Origin of the sequence: Pseudolabrys taiwanensis, assembly GCF_003367395.1 — a bacterium.
GTDB lineage: Bacteria > Pseudomonadota > Alphaproteobacteria > Rhizobiales > Xanthobacteraceae > Pseudolabrys > Pseudolabrys taiwanensis.
Genome location: NZ_CP031417.1, coordinates 1,868,214 through 1,884,048, shown reverse-complemented (window position 1 = coordinate 1,884,048; position 15,835 = coordinate 1,868,214). Strand labels below are relative to the sequence as shown.

Genomic DNA, 15,835 nt, shown 5'->3' with positions numbered 1-15,835 from the left:
CGCAGCGGGTGTCTGTTGGCGTTCGTTCAGTAGCGCCTGATCAAAGGAAGCATGGCGCACGAGCCGACGACGCCGGCCGCGACGAGCACCATCAATCCGGCATCGAAGTTGTGCGACGTGCCGATGATCCAGCCCATCAACAGCGGCGAACAGGCGCCGATCAGATTGCCGACGCCGTTGTACACGCCGACGCCGGACGCGGTCACCGAGGGCGGGATGATCTGCGCGGCCATCGCGAACAGCGGCGGCAAGGCCGAGCCCCAGAAGCCGGCGCTGAGCGCCATGATGACGGCGGCGAGGTAGGGGTTCGAGACGAGCGAGACGACGTAGATCAGCGCGCCGGCAAAGAACAGACCGATGAAACACACGAGCGCGCGGCGATCGAGGCGGTCCGAGATGTAGCCGCCGAGAAGCTCTCCGAAGAACATCAGGATGAACGGCAGCGAGGCGAAGAAGCCGAGCGATTTTAGGTCGAAATGGCGCACGGTCTGCAGGTAGGTCGGCAGCCAGGCGTTCAAGCCCCACAGGTAGAGCAGGCAGGCCGAGTTGAAGATGAGGATCATCCAGAAGCGCCAATCGCTCAGGAAGAGGCCGATATTGCCCTTCATGTCGGTTGTGCTGGTTTCGGCGGCGCGCGCTTCTTGTTCGCGGTGGGGCGGCCAGTCGCGCACGAACATGAGCACCAGCGGGACGATGATCACGATGTTCAAGGCGGCCAAAGCATAGAACGAGGCGCGCCAGCCGAACGCGGCGATGAGCGCGATCGTCAGCGGGAAACCGATGGCGGACCCGAGCGGGCTGCCGACCATCCACACCGAGTTGGCGCGGCCCTGTTCGTTCTTCGGAAACCAGCGCTTCACGACTTTGTTGACCAGCGCGAATTGCGGACCTTCGGCAAGGCCCAGCAGCACGCGATAGAAGATCATCAGGGCGTAGGAGCTCGTCGATCCGATCAGCGTCATGAAGATGCCCCACAGGCCGGCGCCGATCGCCAGGCTGCGGCGGGGCCCGTAGATGTCGCCGACGAAGCTCAGGAGGACGCCGGAGACGCCGTAGGCGAACAGGAAGGAGGTCATCAACAGGCCGAGCATCGGCGGGTTGAAGGCCGTGCCGACCGCGTCGTTGAAATCCTTGTTGGTGAACAGGACCGCGATGCTGATGCGGTCGAAGAAACCGGCGATCACGACGAAGAGCAATACGCCGGCGACGAGCCATCGGCGCGCCGCCGCCGGATGCGCCTTCGCGGCGGCACCTGTGTCCAAAGTTTGAGCCATGATCCACTTCTCCCCAAGCCAATCGCCGTGTTCTTCGAACACTTATAGCTATGAAATATAGCTATTGGTCATAGTATGGAACAGGCGGGACGGCCCGTCCAGGCGAACTCGCGGTCAGTCCTTGCCTAGGTTTTGGGCGGTCGCGTGCGTCGGCGTGGCCGCCGGAACGGAACGCTTATGGCCGAGATGGTTCGGGCCTGGCGGGCGTGGGGATGATGGCGCTGCCGTTGTCGCTTGCGGGATCGTGTCGACGGTCCGCCGGAGGGACGGCGGGCGGCGGGGCTAGGGGTAAGCGCGCATGCGCAGCCGGTCGCCGCGCACTTCCCAGCTTTGCAGCCGGTTCATGAAGCTCATGCCGAGCAGGTTGTTCTTCAACTGGCCGTGCTGCACGACCAGCGCCGGCACGCCGCGCTCGATCAGGCTGCCGACGGCGATGCGGTCGAGCGTCACCGAGGCCGCCTTGGTGCGGCCGTTCGCGGTATCGATGTTGACCGTGTAATTGAGCACTTCGATCGGCAGGCCGATGTCGTGCGCGGCCTCCTGCGTCAGCACAACCGAGGTCGCGCCGGTGTCCAGCACCATCGGCACCAGCACGCCGTTGATGTGCGCGCCGATGGCGAAGTCGCCGGTGCGGCCGCGCACGATTTCGACGTCCTGGCCATGGCGGGCGACGTGCCCGGGCATCAGCTCGGCGATCACCCGGTCCGCGGCCTCGCGCAACTCGAAGCGGTAGCTGTAGCCGACCATCAGGAGCAGGCCGACCACCACCCAGAACATGGTGGCCTCCAGCGCCTGCGACAGCCGCTCGCGGAACATCGCGAAGAACAGCCCGGCGACGCCGACCGCGAGCACGACCTTGAGCGCCACGGCGCCGACGTCGTGGCGCAGCAGATTGGCGATCGCGTCCTGGTCGCTGCTGGCGATCAAGGCGGCCAGCGACAGCGCCACGCCCAGCACGAACAGCCAAATGAGGCGGCGGCTCACGAGATCATCCTGTCGCGGCGGCCGGAGCGCGCCCCTGGGCGACGCGGGCCGGCAATTCGTCCATCACGCGCCTCCGCTCGGCCGCGCTCATCGTGCCCCAGGCCGCGATTTCGTCGATGGTCCGGCCGCACCCGCGGCAAAGCCGCGTTTGCGCGTCTATCGTGCAGACTTTGGTGCAGGGCGTTTCGATCATCGCGGTCTCGAGGCGAATCGACCCGAACATAAATATCGCCGCACAGAAGGCAATTGGAGCTTTTTGTCCGCGTTTACGTCCCGGCGCGGAACAAAGGCCGGCGGCTCAGACGACGCTTTTCTTCCGCCGTGAGCACGGGCTCGCCGGGCGGCGTGATCGACGGCGCGTGCTCGGTCATCGGCGCCATCGCCGCGACGACGCGCTCCGGCGGGAAGGTGACGATCACCTCGGTGCCGATGCGCAGCTTGGACTTGAGCACGAACGTGCCGCCGTGCAGATCCACCAGGCTCTTGGCGATCGGCAGGCCGAGGCCGGCGCCCTGTTCGGCCGACTTGATCGAGTTCGAGCCCTGGCCGAACGAGGCGAGGACGATCGGGATCTCTTCTTCCGGAATGCCGGGGCCGGTGTCCTTCACGCTCATGTACTGGCCGCCCGAGGCGGTCCAGCCGACCTTGAGCCAGATCTCGCCGCCCTGCGGCGTGAACTTGATCGCGTTCGACAGCAGGTTGAGGCAGATCTGCCGGATGGCGCGCTCGTCCGCCCACAGCCGGGGCAGATCGTTCTCGAACATCTCGTGGATGGTGATGCCGCGGTTGGTGGCGCGCAGCTTGAGCAGGTGATGGCAGTCCTCGACGATGCCGGCGAGCGACACCGACTCTTCGTTCAGTTCGTAACGTCCGGCCTCGATGCGCGACAGATCGAGGATCTCGTTGATCAGCCCGAGCAGATGCACGCCGGAGTTATGGATGTCCGCCGAATATTCCTTGTAGGCCGGCACGGCGTGCTCGCCGAACACCTCGGTCTTCATCACTTCCGAGAAGCCGAGGATGGCGTTGAGCGGAGTGCGCAGCTCGTGGCTCATCTGCGCGAGGAAGCGGGACTTCGAGATATTGGCCGCCTCGGCGCGGCGGCGCGCTTCGTCCGAGATCGCCTTGGCCTGTTCGAGCTCGCCGATCAGGGCGTCCTTTTCGGCGCGCGCCTGCAAGGTCGCGAGCGTGGTCGAGTAGAGGCGATGCGCCAGCACGGAGAAGTATCCCTGCGCCGTCACGGCCATGGCCGCGAGGATGTAATTGCGCAGTCCGCCATGCAGCACGAAGTCGAGCGCGATGGCCGCGGTGACCGGGAACGTTGCGGCGACCGCCGCGATCGGCAGGCTCGACGACAACATGCTGGACACCGCCACGACGAGCAGCATCACGAACAGCATGAAGGTGCCGGAGGTCTCGTCCACGCCGACGGGGTGGATGAGGATGAACATCCAGGCGAGGCCGTAGAACAGGTCGAGCAGGATGAAGCGCAGACGCCATTTGGGCACGGCGACTTCTGACGGCGGCAGTTTCAGGAACTGCTTGCAGGCGGTGATGATCGCCGCGTGGATGATCAGGACGCCGATGGTCCAGGCGATGGCGGTGATCGCGCCACTCCACAGGCTGGACAGGGCGCCGATGGTCGCGACCAACAGCAGGATGACCAGTCCGGCCGATAGCCGGTTCTGGGCGTACTGGCGCAACAGCTCGACGTCGAAGGCGGGGCGTGTGCCGCTCGAGGAGGTGAGGCGATCCCGCGCCTCGCGCACATATTGCGCGGCGAGCCGGCGCTGCACCGGCGAACTCTCCGGCGGCAGGGCGGTCAGGTCGGGCTGTTCGCCTGGAATCGGCATGAGTTGGAAACGCTGTCACGCAATGAGTCAGCTGGCACCGTCCCTCAAAATCCTTAAGGCCAAGCTTAAGGCTGCGCTAAAAACCCTGGTTAACCGATTTTAACCGGCCTTTGACTCCCATTCGGACGCGTGGTCGTGTGCGGGCCTGGGTCGAAAACGCTTTTTGGAGTCCGGGATGAAGCTCTACGACAGCAAGACGGCGCCGAATCCGCGCCGTACCCGTATTTTTCTGGCGGAGAAGGGTATTTCGGTGCCGACCGAGCAGGTCGACATGATGAAGATGGAGCACAAGACGCCGGAATACACGGCGCTGAACCCGCTGCAGCGCATGCCCGCTTTGGTCCTCGATGACGGCACGATCATCACCGAGTCGATCGCGATCTGCCGCTATTTCGAGGTTCTTCAGCCGGAACCACCGCTGTTCGGGGTGGGGGCCAAGGAAATTGCCATGGTCGAGATGTGGAATAGACGGGCGGAGCTCAATCTTCTCTTCTCTGTCGCGAATGTCTTCCGCCACAGCCACCCGGCGATGAAGGAGCTCGAAGTGCCGCAGGTGCCGGACTGGGCCGAAGCCAACAAACCGCGCATCGTGGACTTTCTGCGCATGCTCGATGCCGAATTGAAAAACCGTGCTTTCGTCGCGGGCGATCGTTTTTCGGTGGCCGACATCACAACGCTTTGCGCCATCGATTTCATGCGGCCGATCCGCATGCCGGTGCCGGAAGAATGCATCCATGTGAAGCGCTGGCACGGCGAGGTGTCGGCGCGGCCGAGCGCGAAGGCGTAGGGACATGCCCCGTTCGTCCCAGCGGAAGCGGGGACCCAGACTTACGAGCTGGATTCCCGCTTTCGCGGGAATGAACGGAGAGGGGGCAAGGCGCAAACATATTCAGGACTGCGCGAAATGAAACTGACCATCGTCGGTTCCGGCGACGCGTTTGGGTCCGGGGGACGCTTCAATACGTGCTTCTGGCTGGAAACGGCCAAAGGCACGCTCGTCGTGGACTTCGGCGCGTCGGCGTTGCCGGCGCTGAAAGCCTTGAAGCACGATCCGAACCGGATCGACGCCGTCGTCCTCTCGCATCTGCATGGCGATCATTTCGGCGGATTGCCGTTCCTCCTGCTCGATGCGCAGTTCCTGTCGCGGCGCGAGAGGCCATTGCTGATCGTCGGTCCGCCGGGCACGCGCGCGCGTCTCGATGCGGCGCTGGAGGTGTTCTTTCCGAAATCGACCGGATCGAAGTGGCGCTTTTCCTGGCGGGTCGACGAGATCGCGATCGGTGTCCCGAGCGATGTACTGGGTCATGCACTCGTCACCGCCGAGGTCATCCATCAATCCGGCGCGCCATCGACCGCGTTGCGCTTGTCGGACGGGGAGAGGGTCTTCGCTTATTCCGGCGATACGGAATGGACCGATGCGCTGCTACCCATCGCCAAGGACGCCGATCTGTTTATCTGCGAGTGCTACGCATACGAAGGGACGAAGATCTCCGGTCACATGACCTGGGAGATCATCAAGGCCCGCCTGGCCGAATTCGGCGCCAAACGCATCATGGCGACCCACATGAATCCGACGGTGTTGGCACGGACCGATGAGTTACGAGCCGCTGGCGTACTGGTCGCCGAGGATGGGCTGAGGCTCGACATCTAGCCCTTTGCGCTCGGCTCGCTTCAATTTCGGTTCAGTCCCGCGAAAGCGGGAATCCAGCAGGCCCTCGTAGACCTGTTATGCCGCGTCTCAATAAAAGCCAGACTGTCCCGCGCGCTTGAGATGGCGCAGGTCTTCCGGCTTTGGCGGTGGTTCCTTCGGTTCGACGATAGCCCTGATGATCGCTCTCGCCACAAAGATAACGAGGGCGATGAACGAACCGAAGAGGGCGAGTATCTCGGCGAAGGCCAGGGCGGTGTAGATAAAAGACATGCGTGCGCAGACGAAACCCGGGATGATCGACGCTCCCTATCTGCTGCGGCCAGCGTTAGCAAGCCGACTTAAGAGCAAGGCTGACCGTTCCCGGCGTCGACGCAGGTGCCAATATCCTGCCGCTATTCCGGCGCAGACAACCGGCGAACGCATGGTTCCTGCGAATATCGGGTCCGCGTGTGCCGCGGACCCGATGCGATTGCGATCCTGCGACTTCTATTTGCGGTCTAAGAGCGCGATCAGGCTCGACGTATCCCAGCGCTTGCCGCCCATCGCCTGCACTTCGGAATAGAACTGATCGACCAGCGCCGTGACCGGCAGATGGGCGCCGTTCTTGCGCGCTTCGCCGAGGCAGATGCCCAGGTCCTTGCGCATCCAGTCGACAGCAAAGCCGAAGTCGAACTTGCCGGCATCCATCGTCTTGTAGCGGTTCTCCATCTGCCACGACTGAGCCGCGCCCTTGGAGATGGTGGCAATCAGCTTCTCGACGTCGAGTCCCGCCTTCTTGGCGAAGTGAATGCCTTCGGACAGACCTTGCACGACGCCGGCGATGCAAATCTGGTTGACCATCTTCGCGAGTTGCCCGGCCCCGGGGTCGCCCATGAGATTGCAGGCGCGTGCGTAGGCCGCGATCACCTTCTCGGCCTTTTCGAACGGACCGGCGTCCCCGCCGCACATGACGGTGAGGACGCCGTTTTCAGCGCCGGCCTGGCCGCCGGACACCGGCGCATCGACAAAGTCGAAACCGCCGCTCTTGGCGGCGGCGTAGAGGTCGCGCGCGACCTCGGCCGAGGCGGTGGTGTGATCGACGAAGATCGTGCCTTTACCCATGGCCGAGAAAGCGCCGTTTGCGCCTAACGTGACTTCGCGCAGGTCGTTGTCGTTGCCGACGCAGCACATCACGAAGTCCTGGCCGGCGGCGGCTGCCTTTGGCGTCGCGGCGGCTTTGCCGCCGAACTGCTTGACCCATTGTTCGGCCTTGGCCGCGGTGCGGTTGTAGACCGTCACCTCGTGACCGCCTTTCGTCTTCAAGTGCCCGGCAATGGGGTAGCCCATCACGCCCAGGCCCAGAAACGCCACTTTCGCCATCATCGCTCTCCTTCGCGAAATCCGAGGGTCGGACCTTACTCGATCTTGAGGTTCAGTTCTTTGGCGAGCTTGCTGAACTTCTCGTCATCGCTGCGGATACGCGCCGCGAATTCGTCGGGCGACAGGATCAGCGGCTGCAGGCTGCCGGACACGTTGATCTTTTCGGCAACGTCCGGCCTCGCGAGGATCTCCTGCACTTGCTTCTGCAGCTTGGCGATGATCGGCGCCGGCGTGCCGGCCGGTGCAAACAGGCCGAGCCAGATGTCGACGGCATAGCCTGGATAGGTTTCACCGATGGTGGGCAGATTGGGGTAGCGCTTGGAGCGTTCCTTGCCGCTGGCGGCCAGTGGGCGCAGGTTGCCGGACTCGAACTGCCCGCCGCTCTCACCGCCGGCGAACAGGACTTGCGTGTCGCCCGCCACCGTCGACTGCATCGCGGGCGAGCCGCCGCGGAATGTGACGTTGAGCAGGCTGAAGCCGGCGCGCTGTTTGAGCTGTTCCATCGCGAAGAAGTGCTGACTGCCGACGCCGCCATTGGCGAAGGAGAGCGGCGGATTGGCCTTCTTCGCGTAGTCCACGAACTCGGAGAGCGTCTTGACCGGCAGCTTCGGATTGACTGCCAGGATGAACTGGTTGGTTGCCACGGTGCTGATCGGCACGAGGTCCTTCATCGGATCGAACGTCATCTTCGCATAGACATGCGGGTTGATGACGATGCCGCTGTCGGCGGCCAGCAGCAGCGTGTAGCCGTCGGCCGGCGATTTCGCGGCGACTTCGCCGGCCAGGTTGCCGTTGGCGCCGCTGCGGTTCTCGATCACCACGGGCTGGCCGAGGGACTGCGAGAGATATTGTCCGACCAGACGCGCCACGATGTCCGGCGCGCCGCCCGGTGGGATCGGCACGATGATCTTGATCGAGCGGTTCGGATAGCTGTCTTGCGCGAAGGCCGGTGCGGCCCAGCCGAGGCATGCGGCCAGGGCGAGCGCGCACAGTCGAGCGATCCTCATGGGGTATCCTCCTTTATTGTCGTCTTTTTGAGTCTTGTCGTCTGAAGCGGTCAGGCGCGCCGCTTTGCGCGGCGCACCAGATAGTCGAAATTGATCTGAAACTGCTCCGGTCGGCTGATGTCGTGCTTGAGCTTCTCGATATCGGCGCGCGGAAATTCCGGCGCCGGATCGCCCGCGGCTTCCGTGAGGAGCTGCACCTGCGCGGCATTTTCCAGCATGATGACGCCGACCACTGTTTCGGCGACGCTCGCGCCGACAACGACCACGCCGTGATTCTTCAGCAGCACGGCGCGGTTCGATGCGAGCGCCTTGGCGACGCCGGCGCCCATGCCGGTGGTGCGGATGAGATTGATGGTGTCCGTGTAGACGCCGACGCTCTCGAAGAACAAGGCGCCGGGCTGGCTGTAGGCGCGCATGGCGCGTCCGGTGGCCGACAGCGCGATGGAATAGGGCGGGTGGGTGTGCAGCACGCAATTGACGTCGGGGCGCGCCTTGAAAATCTCCGAATGGATGTAGACCTCGCTGTGGCGGCGGCTGGTGCCGGCGACGACGTTGCCCTCGAGGTCGATGGTGAGAATGTTCTCCATCGTGATCTCGTCGAGACCGACGCTGTGCGGCTTCATGAAGAAAAGCGAAGGGTTGTCGGGCAGCCGGAACGAGATGTGGCCGCGCGTGAAGTCGTCTTGTCCTTCGCCGACGAGAACTTTGCCCGCCCAGATCAGTTGTTGTTTTATGTCGTCGTGGGTCATGCCGCTCGCGTTTCCTTTTGATTGGGCGCAGCACCGGCGCCGGGCCTGGAAACTGGCATGCGCACGGTGCTTCGCTCAAGCCCGCGGTGACGCAAGCCCGCATTGACGAAAGAGCCGTCTGGCCTATGGTGGCGGCCCGATCCGACCGATAGTTGAGGACAGCCGGCATGGCAGTGACGAAGGAACAGGTTCTGGCGGCTCTGGCCACGGTGAAAACGCCGGGCGTCGAGACGCTGGCGAACTCCCGCGTGCTGTCCGACGTGGTGGTCAGCGACGGCAAGGTGTTCTTTTCGATCACCGTCGACGCCGCCGACGTGAAGGCCTGGGAGCCGGTGCGCGAGGCGGCCGAGACGGCCGTCAGGGGCGTGCCGGGCGTGACCTCGGCGCTGGTGGCGCTGACGGCCGAACGCGCCGCGACGGCCGGTGGCGCGCGTGCGCCGCAGCCTGCACCGGCCGCTGCCAGGCCGGCGCCGCACCAGCACGCTCCGGCAGGGGAGCGGACGCAGTCCGGTATTCCCGGCGTCGACGCCATCATCGCGGTCGCCTCCGGCAAGGGCGGCGTCGGCAAGTCCACCACGGCGGTCAATCTGGCGCTCGGCCTGCGCGACCTCGGTCTCAAAGTCGGCGTGCTCGATGCCGACATCTACGGCCCGTCGCTGCCGAAGCTGCTCGGCATCAAGGAGAAGCCGCAGACCATCGGCGGCAATCGCCTCAAGCCGATCGAGCGTTACGGCCTGACGGTGATGTCGATCGGTTTCCTCATCGACGAGGAAACGCCGATGATCTGGCGCGGGCCGATGGTGATGTCGGCGCTGACGCAGATGATGCGCGAGGTGGAGTGGGGCAAGCTCGACGTGATGGTCGTCGACATGCCGCCCGGCACCGGCGATGCGCAACTCACCATGGCGCAGCAGGTCCCGCTCAAGGGCGCCGTGATCGTGTCGACACCGCAGGACCTCGCGCTGATCGATGCGCGGCGCGGCGTCGCCATGTTCAAGCGCGTCAATGTGCCGGTGCTCGGCGTGATCGAGAACATGAGCTACTTCCTGTGCCCGGAATGCGGCACGCGCTCGGACATCTTCGGTCACGGCGGCGCGCGGCACGAGGCGGAGCGCCAGGGCGTCGCTTTCCTCGGCGAAGTGCCGCTGCACATGGACATCCGCGAGAAGTCGGACGCGGGTCTGCCCGTGGTGGCGACGGATCCTGATGGCCCGCACGCCAAGATCTATCGCGACATCGCCGCCAAGGTGCTGGCACAGATAAAAGGCGGCGGAGCCGGACGCGCCGCGCCCAAGATCGTGATCGAGGCCTAAAGCCAACCACCAGCCCGCTTCAAAACGGCAGGTGCGGCAGCGTTTTTGCGCTGCAGCAGTTTATGTTGCTTTGCACAAAGCATCGACCAAAGGCCAATATCGGCGATTAACGCGTTGCGCATATTGCACCGCGCGTATACAGCGAATGCCAATTCTTCAAGCACGCTGCACATCTCGCAACTGCTTTGGAAGCCTTCTAAGCCCGTCGAGCCGATGGGCAGATCAACGAAAAAAACCGGAGATGGAAGTTATGAAACGCCGACAATTCTTGGGCGCTGCCAGCGCCGGCCTCGCGGCCGCCGCTATTGCCAAGCCCGCGATCGCGCAATCCGCGCCGGAGCTGAAGTGGCGCCTGACCTCGAGCTTCCCCAAGTCGCTCGACACGATCTACGGCGCCGCCGAAGTGTTCGCCAAGACGGTGGCCGAAGCGACCGACAACAAGTTTCAGATTCAGGTCTTTGCCGCCGGCGAAATCGTGCCCGGCCTGCAGGCTGCCGATGCCGTGACCAATGGCACTGTCGAGATGTGCCACACCGCGTCTTATTACTATGTCGGCAAGGACCCGACCTTTGCGCTGTTCACCGCGCAGCCGTTCGGCCTGAACTCGCGCATGCAGACCTCGTGGATGCATTTCGGCGGCGCGCTCGATCTCGCCAACGAGTTCTATAAGAAATACAACTATATCGCTCTCCCGGCCGGCAACACCGGCACGCAGATGGGCGGCTGGTTCCGCAAGGAGATCAAGACCGTCGACGACATTAAGGGTTTGAAATTCCGCACCGCCGGTTTCAACGGCCAGATCTTCTCGAAGATGGGTGCGGTGCCGCAGCAGCTTGCCGGCGGCGACATCTATCCGGCGCTGGAGAAGGGCACCATCGACGCGGTCGAATGGGTCGGTCCCTACGACGACGAGAAGCTCGGCTTCGTCAAGGTCGCAAAATACTACTACTATCCGGGTTGGTGGGAAGGCGGCGCCATGCTGCACAACTTCATCAATCTCGATAAGTGGAACGCGCTGCCGAAGAACTATCAGGCGATCGTGCGCGCGGCCTCCGAGCAGGCGCACACCTGGATGCAGGCCAAGTACGATGCCGTGAACCCGCAGGCTGTGAAGCGCCTCGTCGCGTCCGGCGCGCAGCTGCGTCCGTTCCCGCAGCCGGTGATGGAAGCTTCCTATAAGGCGGCGACCGACACCTATAACGAAGTCGGCGCCAAGAACGCCGATTTCAAGAAGGTCTACGACAGCATGGTCGCCTTCCGCGGCGACGCTTATCTGTGGTGGCAGGTCGCCGAGCTCGGCTTCGACGCCTTCATGGTGCGTATGCGCTCGCACGGCTAAACGCCCAGCATTTGGGCATTTTGCAGCCCCCGTCCGGCTTCCGGACGGGGGCTTTTTGCATCGGCGGCCTGGATTTCCCGAGGGCGGAGGATCATGCTTGCGCGGGGCGAAAAGAGCCCTGTCGAGACTACGGTCTCGTCAAAACAACGATCCTAGGGAGCCACCCATGAAACGTCGTCAATTCATTGCGGCGCTGGGAGCGGGCGCCGCCGCTGCAGCCATTGCCAAGCCGGCTATTGCGCAATCGATGCCGGAATTGAGATGGCGGCTTACGGCCAGTTGGCCGAAGTCGCTCGATACCTTGTACGGATCTTGTGAAAGCTTCGCGAAGTACGTCTCCGACGCGACCGACGGCAAATTTCAAATTCAAACCTTCGCCGCGGGCGAAATCGTTCCGGGTTTGCAGACGCTCGACGCGGTGCAGAACGGCACGGTCGAGATGGGGCACACGGCTTACTACTATTACATCGGCAAGGATCCGACATGGGCGCTGTTCTGCGCCGTGCCGTTCGGTCTCAACACGCGTCAGCAGAACGCCTGGTTCTATGAAGGCGACGGTCAGAAGCTGATGGATGAGTTCGGCGCCAAGTACAACACGTACAATCTCCTGATGGGTAACACCGGCTGTCAGATGGGCGGCTGGTTCAACAAGGAGATCAAGGAGCCGGGCGACTTCAGCGGCCTCAAGATGCGCATCGGTGGCTGGGCCGGCAAGACGTTGCAGAAGCTCGGCTTGATCCCGCAGCAACTCGCGGCCGGCGATATCTATCCGGCGCTGGAGAAGGGCACGATCGACGCAGCCGAATGGGTCGGTCCCTACGACGACGAGAAGCTCGGTTTCTATAAGGTCACCAAGTACTATTACTATCCGGGTTGGTGGGAGGGCGGCACGACCAACCACTTGCAGATCAACCTCGCCAAGTGGAATTCGCTTCCGAAGAACTATCAGTCGGTGATCAGGGCGGCTGCGGGCGCGGTCAACGTCGAGCAGACCGCGCGCTACGACGCACGCAATCCGCAGGCGCTTAAACGCCTTGTCGCGCATGGCGTGCAACTGCGCCCGTTCAGCATGGGCGTGATGGAAGCGTGCCTCAAGGCATCCAACGAGGTGAATGCGGAGACCGCGGCGACCAACCCCGATTACAAGAAAGTGCTCGACTCGATGCAGGCCTACCGCAACGACGAGTATCTGTGGTGGCAGGTCGCGGAATATTCCTTCGACAGCTTCCAGATCCGCAGCCGCACCAAAGGCTGAGTGAGAAGCAACGGATGACGAAGGGGCCGGCGGATAGCCGGCCCCAAGTCGTTTCCGGCCTGCGCGTCCCCCCTGCGACTTTGGTCGAGCTATTTTACACTGGATTCTGCGTAAATGCTCCGTCATGGTTCCAATACCCGCCAAAGAGACGGGAATAGGCGGCCCGGCCAACAGGGCCCACCAGAGGAAACATCCAGACGGAGGAAGTGGGAATGAAGCGTCGTCAATTCCTGAAGACGGCGGGCCTTGGGGCCGCCGCCGCCGGTACGATCGCAGCGCCAGCCATCGCGCAGTCGATGCCGGAGCTCAAATGGCGTTTAACGTCGAGCTTCCCGAAATCGCTCGACACGATTTATGGCGCCGCCGAGATCTTCGCCAAAGCGGTGGCCGAAGCGACCGATAACAAATTCCAGATCCAGGTCTTCGCCGCCGGCGAAATCGTTCCCGGCTTGCAGGCGGCGGATGCGGTGCAGAACGGCACCGTCGAGATGTGCCACACCGCCTCGTACTATTACTTCGGCAAGGATCCGACGTTTGCGTTCGGCACCGCCGTGCCGTTCGGCCTCAACAGCCGCATGCAGAATGCCTGGCAGTTCTATGGCGGCGGCATGGATGTGATGAACGAGTTCTATGGCAAATTCAACATCCACGCCATTCCATGCGGCAATACCGGCTGTCAGATGGGCGGTTGGTTTCGCAAAGAGATCAAGACGCCGGAGGACTTCAACGGCCTGAAGATGCGCATCGGCGGCTTCGCCGGCCGCGTGATCGGAAAGCTCGGGGCGGTGCCGCAACAGATCGCGGGCGGCGACATCTATCCGGCGCTGGAGAAGGGCACGCTCGACGCTTGCGAATGGGTCGGTCCTTACGATGACGAGAAGCTCGGTTTCTATAAGGTGGCCAAGTACTATTACTATCCGGGTTGGTGGGAAGGCGGCGCGATGCTGCACAACTTCATCAACGTTGCGAAATGGAATTCGCTGACGCCGACCTACAAGTCGATCCTGCGCACGGCGAGCGAAATGGCCAACACCGCCATGCAATCCAAATACGATGCGGGCAATCCTGCGGCGCTGAAGCGTTTGGTCGCGGGCGGTGCGGTGTTGCGGCCGTTCTCGGCCGACGTGATGGACGCCTGCTACAAAGCGTCCAATGACGTCTATCGTGAGACCATGGCGACGAACGCGCCGTTCAAGAAGGTGTACGACCACATGATGGCGTTCCGCGGCGATCAGTATCTGTGGTGGCAGGTCGCCGAGTACAGCTTCGACACCTATCAGATCCGCGCCCGCGCGCGCGGCTGAGCGACGATATACAGAATGCGCAAAGCCCCGGAGTTTCGGCTCCGGGGCTTTTTATACGCGGCTCTAAGACTTTCTATTGCATCTTCGGCGGGCCGAGATCGAGCGCCGGCGGCAGATCGATCTGCGGAATTTCGATCTTTACCTTGTTCGGGTCGATCGTCGCACCGACGCCTTTGTAATGCATCACCATCGCGGGGAAGGCGATGACCAGCAGCACCATGATGACCTGGATGATCACGAAGGGCACGGCGCCCCAGTAGATTTGACCGGTGGTCACGCCTTCGGTGCGTTTGCCGGTGATCCGGTCGATGAACGCTTCCTTTGGCGCCACGGAGCGCAGATAGAACAACGCAAAACCGAACGGCGGATGCATGAACGATGTCTGCATGTTCACGCCGAGGATGACGCCGAACCAGATGAGGTCGATGCCGAGCCTCTCGGCGGCGGGCCCGAGCAGCGGAATGACAATGAAGGCGAGCTCGAAGAAGTCGAGGAAGAACGCCAGCACGAATACGAAGGCGTTGACGAAGACGAGGAAGCCGAGCTGGCCGCCGGGCAGCGACACGAGCAGATGCTCGACCCAGATATGGCCGCTGACGCCGTAGAAGGTCAGCGAGAACACGCGTGCGCCGATCAGGATGAAAACGACGAAGGCCGACAGCTTGGCCGTCGACTCGACCGCTTGGCGGATCAGGTCGAAAGACAGCCGCCGCTTCATGGCACCCAGGATAAGGGCGCCGGTGGCGCCCATGGCCCCACCTTCGGTCGGCGTCGCGACGCCGATGAAGATCGTGCCCAGCACCAGGAAGATCAGGAACAGCGGCGGCACCATCACGAAGGTGGTCTGCTGCGCCATGTGCGAGAGGAAGCGGAAGCCGAAGAACCGCGCGGTGGCATAATTTACGATGGCGACCGCAAACGCGAAGATGATGCCAAAGAACATCGTCAACACGACATAGTCGGCGCCGTTTGTGTTCGAATTGCGCATCATGAACCAGCCGAAGAAGGCGCTGATCACGGCCAGGATGCCAAGCGAAACCAAGCCGCGGTCGCCATTGGGTTCGCGGAAGCCGACGGCTTCCAAGGGCAGGCCCGGGGTCGCTTTAGGATAGAAGATGGTGACAAGGAATACGTAGAGCGCGTAGAGGCCGGAGAGCACGAGGCCGGGAATGAAGGCGCCTTCGTACATGTCGCCGACCGATCGGCCGAGCTGGTCCGCCATCACGATCAGCACCAGCGACGGCGGAATGATCTGCGCCAAGGTGCCGGAAGCCGCGATCACGCCGGAGGCGACCCGCCGGTCGTAGCCGTAACGCAGCATGATCGGCAGCGAGATCAGGCCCATCGAGATGACGGATGCCGCGACGACGCCGGTGGTGGCGGCGAGAAGGGCGCCGACGAAGATCACCGCATAAGCGAGACCGCCGCGAACGGTGCCGAACAATTGGCCGATGGTGTCGAGCAGGTCCTCCGCCATGCCGGAGCGTTCGAGCACGAGCCCCATGAAGGTGAAGAACGGGATCGCCAGCAGCGTGTCGTTGTTCATCACACCGTAGACGCGCTCGGGCAGCGCCTGGATGAAGTCAGGCGCGAACTGGCCCAGCTCGATGCCGACGATGGCGAACAAGAGGCCCACCGCGCCAAGGGAGAACGCCGCCGGATACCCGAGCAGTAGAAACACCACCAGGGCGACGAACATGATCGGTGCCATGTTCTCGATGAAGAAAGCTGTCATAGGTTCTCCGGC

At 63.2% G+C, this 15,835-nt stretch carries 14 protein-coding genes and 1 pseudogene; 6 read left to right on the top strand and 9 right to left on the bottom strand.

Annotation, left to right across the window (positions count from 1 at the left end; all coding sequences use genetic code 11):
- Nucleotides 1–26: 26 nt before the first annotated feature.
- The 4 genes from DW352_RS09055 to DW352_RS09040 form a co-directional block, all read right to left on the bottom strand.
- On the bottom strand, nt 27–1,274 hold the full coding sequence (locus tag DW352_RS09055) for an MFS transporter (protein WP_162826868.1): 1,248 nt from the start codon (nt 1,272–1,274) through the stop codon (nt 27–29).
- A gap of 282 nt (nt 1,275–1,556) precedes the next feature.
- The gene (locus DW352_RS09050; protein ID WP_115694323.1) at nt 1,557–2,051 is read right to left on the bottom strand and encodes a TIGR02281 family clan AA aspartic protease; all 495 of its coding nucleotides are present in this window, start codon (nt 2,049–2,051) and stop codon (nt 1,557–1,559) included.
- A gap of 211 nt (nt 2,052–2,262) precedes the next feature.
- Nucleotides 2,263–2,451, bottom strand: coding sequence for a DUF1289 domain-containing protein (locus DW352_RS09045; RefSeq protein WP_245434373.1), 189 nt, complete (start codon nt 2,449–2,451; stop codon nt 2,263–2,265).
- Between the two features lie 73 nt (nt 2,452–2,524).
- Nucleotides 2,525–4,111, bottom strand: a complete 1,587-nt coding sequence (locus tag DW352_RS09040) for a sensor histidine kinase (protein ID WP_115690495.1) — start codon at nt 4,109–4,111, stop codon at nt 2,525–2,527.
- 175 nt (nt 4,112–4,286) lie between these two features.
- Here DW352_RS09040 and DW352_RS09035 point away from each other — a divergent pair, with 175 nt between their 5' ends.
- Entirely contained in the window at nt 4,287–4,898 is a 612-nt protein-coding gene (locus tag DW352_RS09035) for a glutathione S-transferase (protein WP_115690493.1), read from the top strand.
- Between the two features lie 117 nt (nt 4,899–5,015).
- Nucleotides 5,016–5,762, top strand: a complete 747-nt coding sequence (locus DW352_RS09030; RefSeq protein ID WP_115690491.1) for an MBL fold metallo-hydrolase — start codon at nt 5,016–5,018, stop codon at nt 5,760–5,762.
- 87 nt (nt 5,763–5,849) lie between these two features.
- Here the strand turns inward: DW352_RS09030 and DW352_RS09025 are convergent, their stop codons facing one another.
- The 4 genes and pseudogenes from DW352_RS09025 to DW352_RS09010 form a co-directional block, all read right to left on the bottom strand.
- Entirely contained in the window at nt 5,850–6,032 is a 183-nt protein-coding gene (locus DW352_RS09025) for a hypothetical protein (protein WP_115690489.1), read from the bottom strand.
- A gap of 216 nt (nt 6,033–6,248) precedes the next feature.
- A pseudogene (locus DW352_RS09020) lies at nt 6,249–7,145 on the bottom strand (NAD(P)-dependent oxidoreductase); the annotation flags it as partial.
- Nucleotides 7,146–7,156: 11 nt separating this feature from the next.
- On the bottom strand, nt 7,157–8,128 hold the full coding sequence (locus tag DW352_RS09015) for a Bug family tripartite tricarboxylate transporter substrate binding protein (protein ID WP_115690487.1): 972 nt from the start codon (nt 8,126–8,128) through the stop codon (nt 7,157–7,159).
- 50 nt (nt 8,129–8,178) lie between these two features.
- Entirely contained in the window at nt 8,179–8,877 is a 699-nt protein-coding gene (locus DW352_RS09010; RefSeq protein WP_115690485.1) for a class II aldolase/adducin family protein, read from the bottom strand.
- Nucleotides 8,878–9,044: 167 nt separating this feature from the next.
- On the opposite strand from DW352_RS09010, the gene apbC reads away from it, so the two are divergent.
- The 4 genes from apbC (at nt 9,045) to DW352_RS08990 (ending at nt 14,088) form a co-directional block, all read left to right on the top strand.
- Nucleotides 9,045–10,190 carry an iron-sulfur cluster carrier protein ApbC gene (gene apbC / locus DW352_RS09005; protein ID WP_115690483.1) on the top strand — a complete coding sequence of 382 codons (1,146 nt, stop codon included), beginning with the start codon at nt 9,045–9,047 and terminating at the stop codon, nt 10,188–10,190.
- A gap of 250 nt (nt 10,191–10,440) precedes the next feature.
- The gene (locus DW352_RS09000) at nt 10,441–11,529 is read left to right on the top strand and encodes a TRAP transporter substrate-binding protein (protein ID WP_115690481.1); all 1,089 of its coding nucleotides are present in this window, start codon (nt 10,441–10,443) and stop codon (nt 11,527–11,529) included.
- A gap of 166 nt (nt 11,530–11,695) precedes the next feature.
- Nucleotides 11,696–12,784, top strand: coding sequence for a TRAP transporter substrate-binding protein (locus tag DW352_RS08995; RefSeq protein WP_115690479.1), 1,089 nt, complete (start codon nt 11,696–11,698; stop codon nt 12,782–12,784).
- A 212-nt stretch (nt 12,785–12,996) separates the two neighbouring features.
- The gene (locus DW352_RS08990; protein WP_115690477.1) at nt 12,997–14,088 is read left to right on the top strand and encodes a TRAP transporter substrate-binding protein; all 1,092 of its coding nucleotides are present in this window, start codon (nt 12,997–12,999) and stop codon (nt 14,086–14,088) included.
- A 73-nt stretch (nt 14,089–14,161) separates the two neighbouring features.
- On the opposite strand, the gene DW352_RS08985 is transcribed toward DW352_RS08990, so the two are convergent.
- Nucleotides 14,162–15,823: a TRAP transporter large permease gene (locus DW352_RS08985; RefSeq protein ID WP_115690475.1), complete on the bottom strand. Its 1,662-nt coding sequence runs from the start codon at nt 15,821–15,823 to the stop codon at nt 14,162–14,164.
- Nucleotides 15,824–15,835: the final 12 nt, after the last annotated feature.

Bases quoted from the DNA above. Each gene is read 5' to 3' on its own strand.
- DW352_RS09055 (WP_162826868.1), bottom strand. From the start codon at position 1,274: ATGGCTCAAACTTTGGACACAGGTGCCGCCGCGAAGGCGCATCCGGCG.
- DW352_RS09050 (WP_115694323.1), bottom strand. From the start codon at position 2,051: ATGTTCTGGGTGGTGGTCGGCCTGCTCCTGATGGTCGGCTACAGCTAC.
- DW352_RS09045 (WP_245434373.1), bottom strand. From the start codon at position 2,451: ATGATCGAAACGCCCTGCACCAAAGTCTGCACGATAGACGCGCAAACG.
- DW352_RS09040 (WP_115690495.1), bottom strand. From the start codon at position 4,111: ATGCCGATTCCAGGCGAACAGCCCGACCTGACCGCCCTGCCGCCGGAG.
- DW352_RS09035 (WP_115690493.1), top strand. From the start codon at position 4,287: ATGAAGCTCTACGACAGCAAGACGGCGCCGAATCCGCGCCGTACCCGT.
- DW352_RS09030 (WP_115690491.1), top strand. From the start codon at position 5,016: ATGAAACTGACCATCGTCGGTTCCGGCGACGCGTTTGGGTCCGGGGGA.
- DW352_RS09025 (WP_115690489.1), bottom strand. From the start codon at position 6,032: ATGTCTTTTATCTACACCGCCCTGGCCTTCGCCGAGATACTCGCCCTC.
- DW352_RS09015 (WP_115690487.1), bottom strand. From the start codon at position 8,128: ATGAGGATCGCTCGACTGTGCGCGCTCGCCCTGGCCGCATGCCTCGGC.
- DW352_RS09010 (WP_115690485.1), bottom strand. From the start codon at position 8,877: ATGACCCACGACGACATAAAACAACAACTGATCTGGGCGGGCAAAGTT.
- apbC (WP_115690483.1), top strand. From the start codon at position 9,045: ATGGCAGTGACGAAGGAACAGGTTCTGGCGGCTCTGGCCACGGTGAAA.
- DW352_RS09000 (WP_115690481.1), top strand. From the start codon at position 10,441: ATGAAACGCCGACAATTCTTGGGCGCTGCCAGCGCCGGCCTCGCGGCC.
- DW352_RS08995 (WP_115690479.1), top strand. From the start codon at position 11,696: ATGAAACGTCGTCAATTCATTGCGGCGCTGGGAGCGGGCGCCGCCGCT.
- DW352_RS08990 (WP_115690477.1), top strand. From the start codon at position 12,997: ATGAAGCGTCGTCAATTCCTGAAGACGGCGGGCCTTGGGGCCGCCGCC.
- DW352_RS08985 (WP_115690475.1), bottom strand. From the start codon at position 15,823: ATGACAGCTTTCTTCATCGAGAACATGGCACCGATCATGTTCGTCGCC.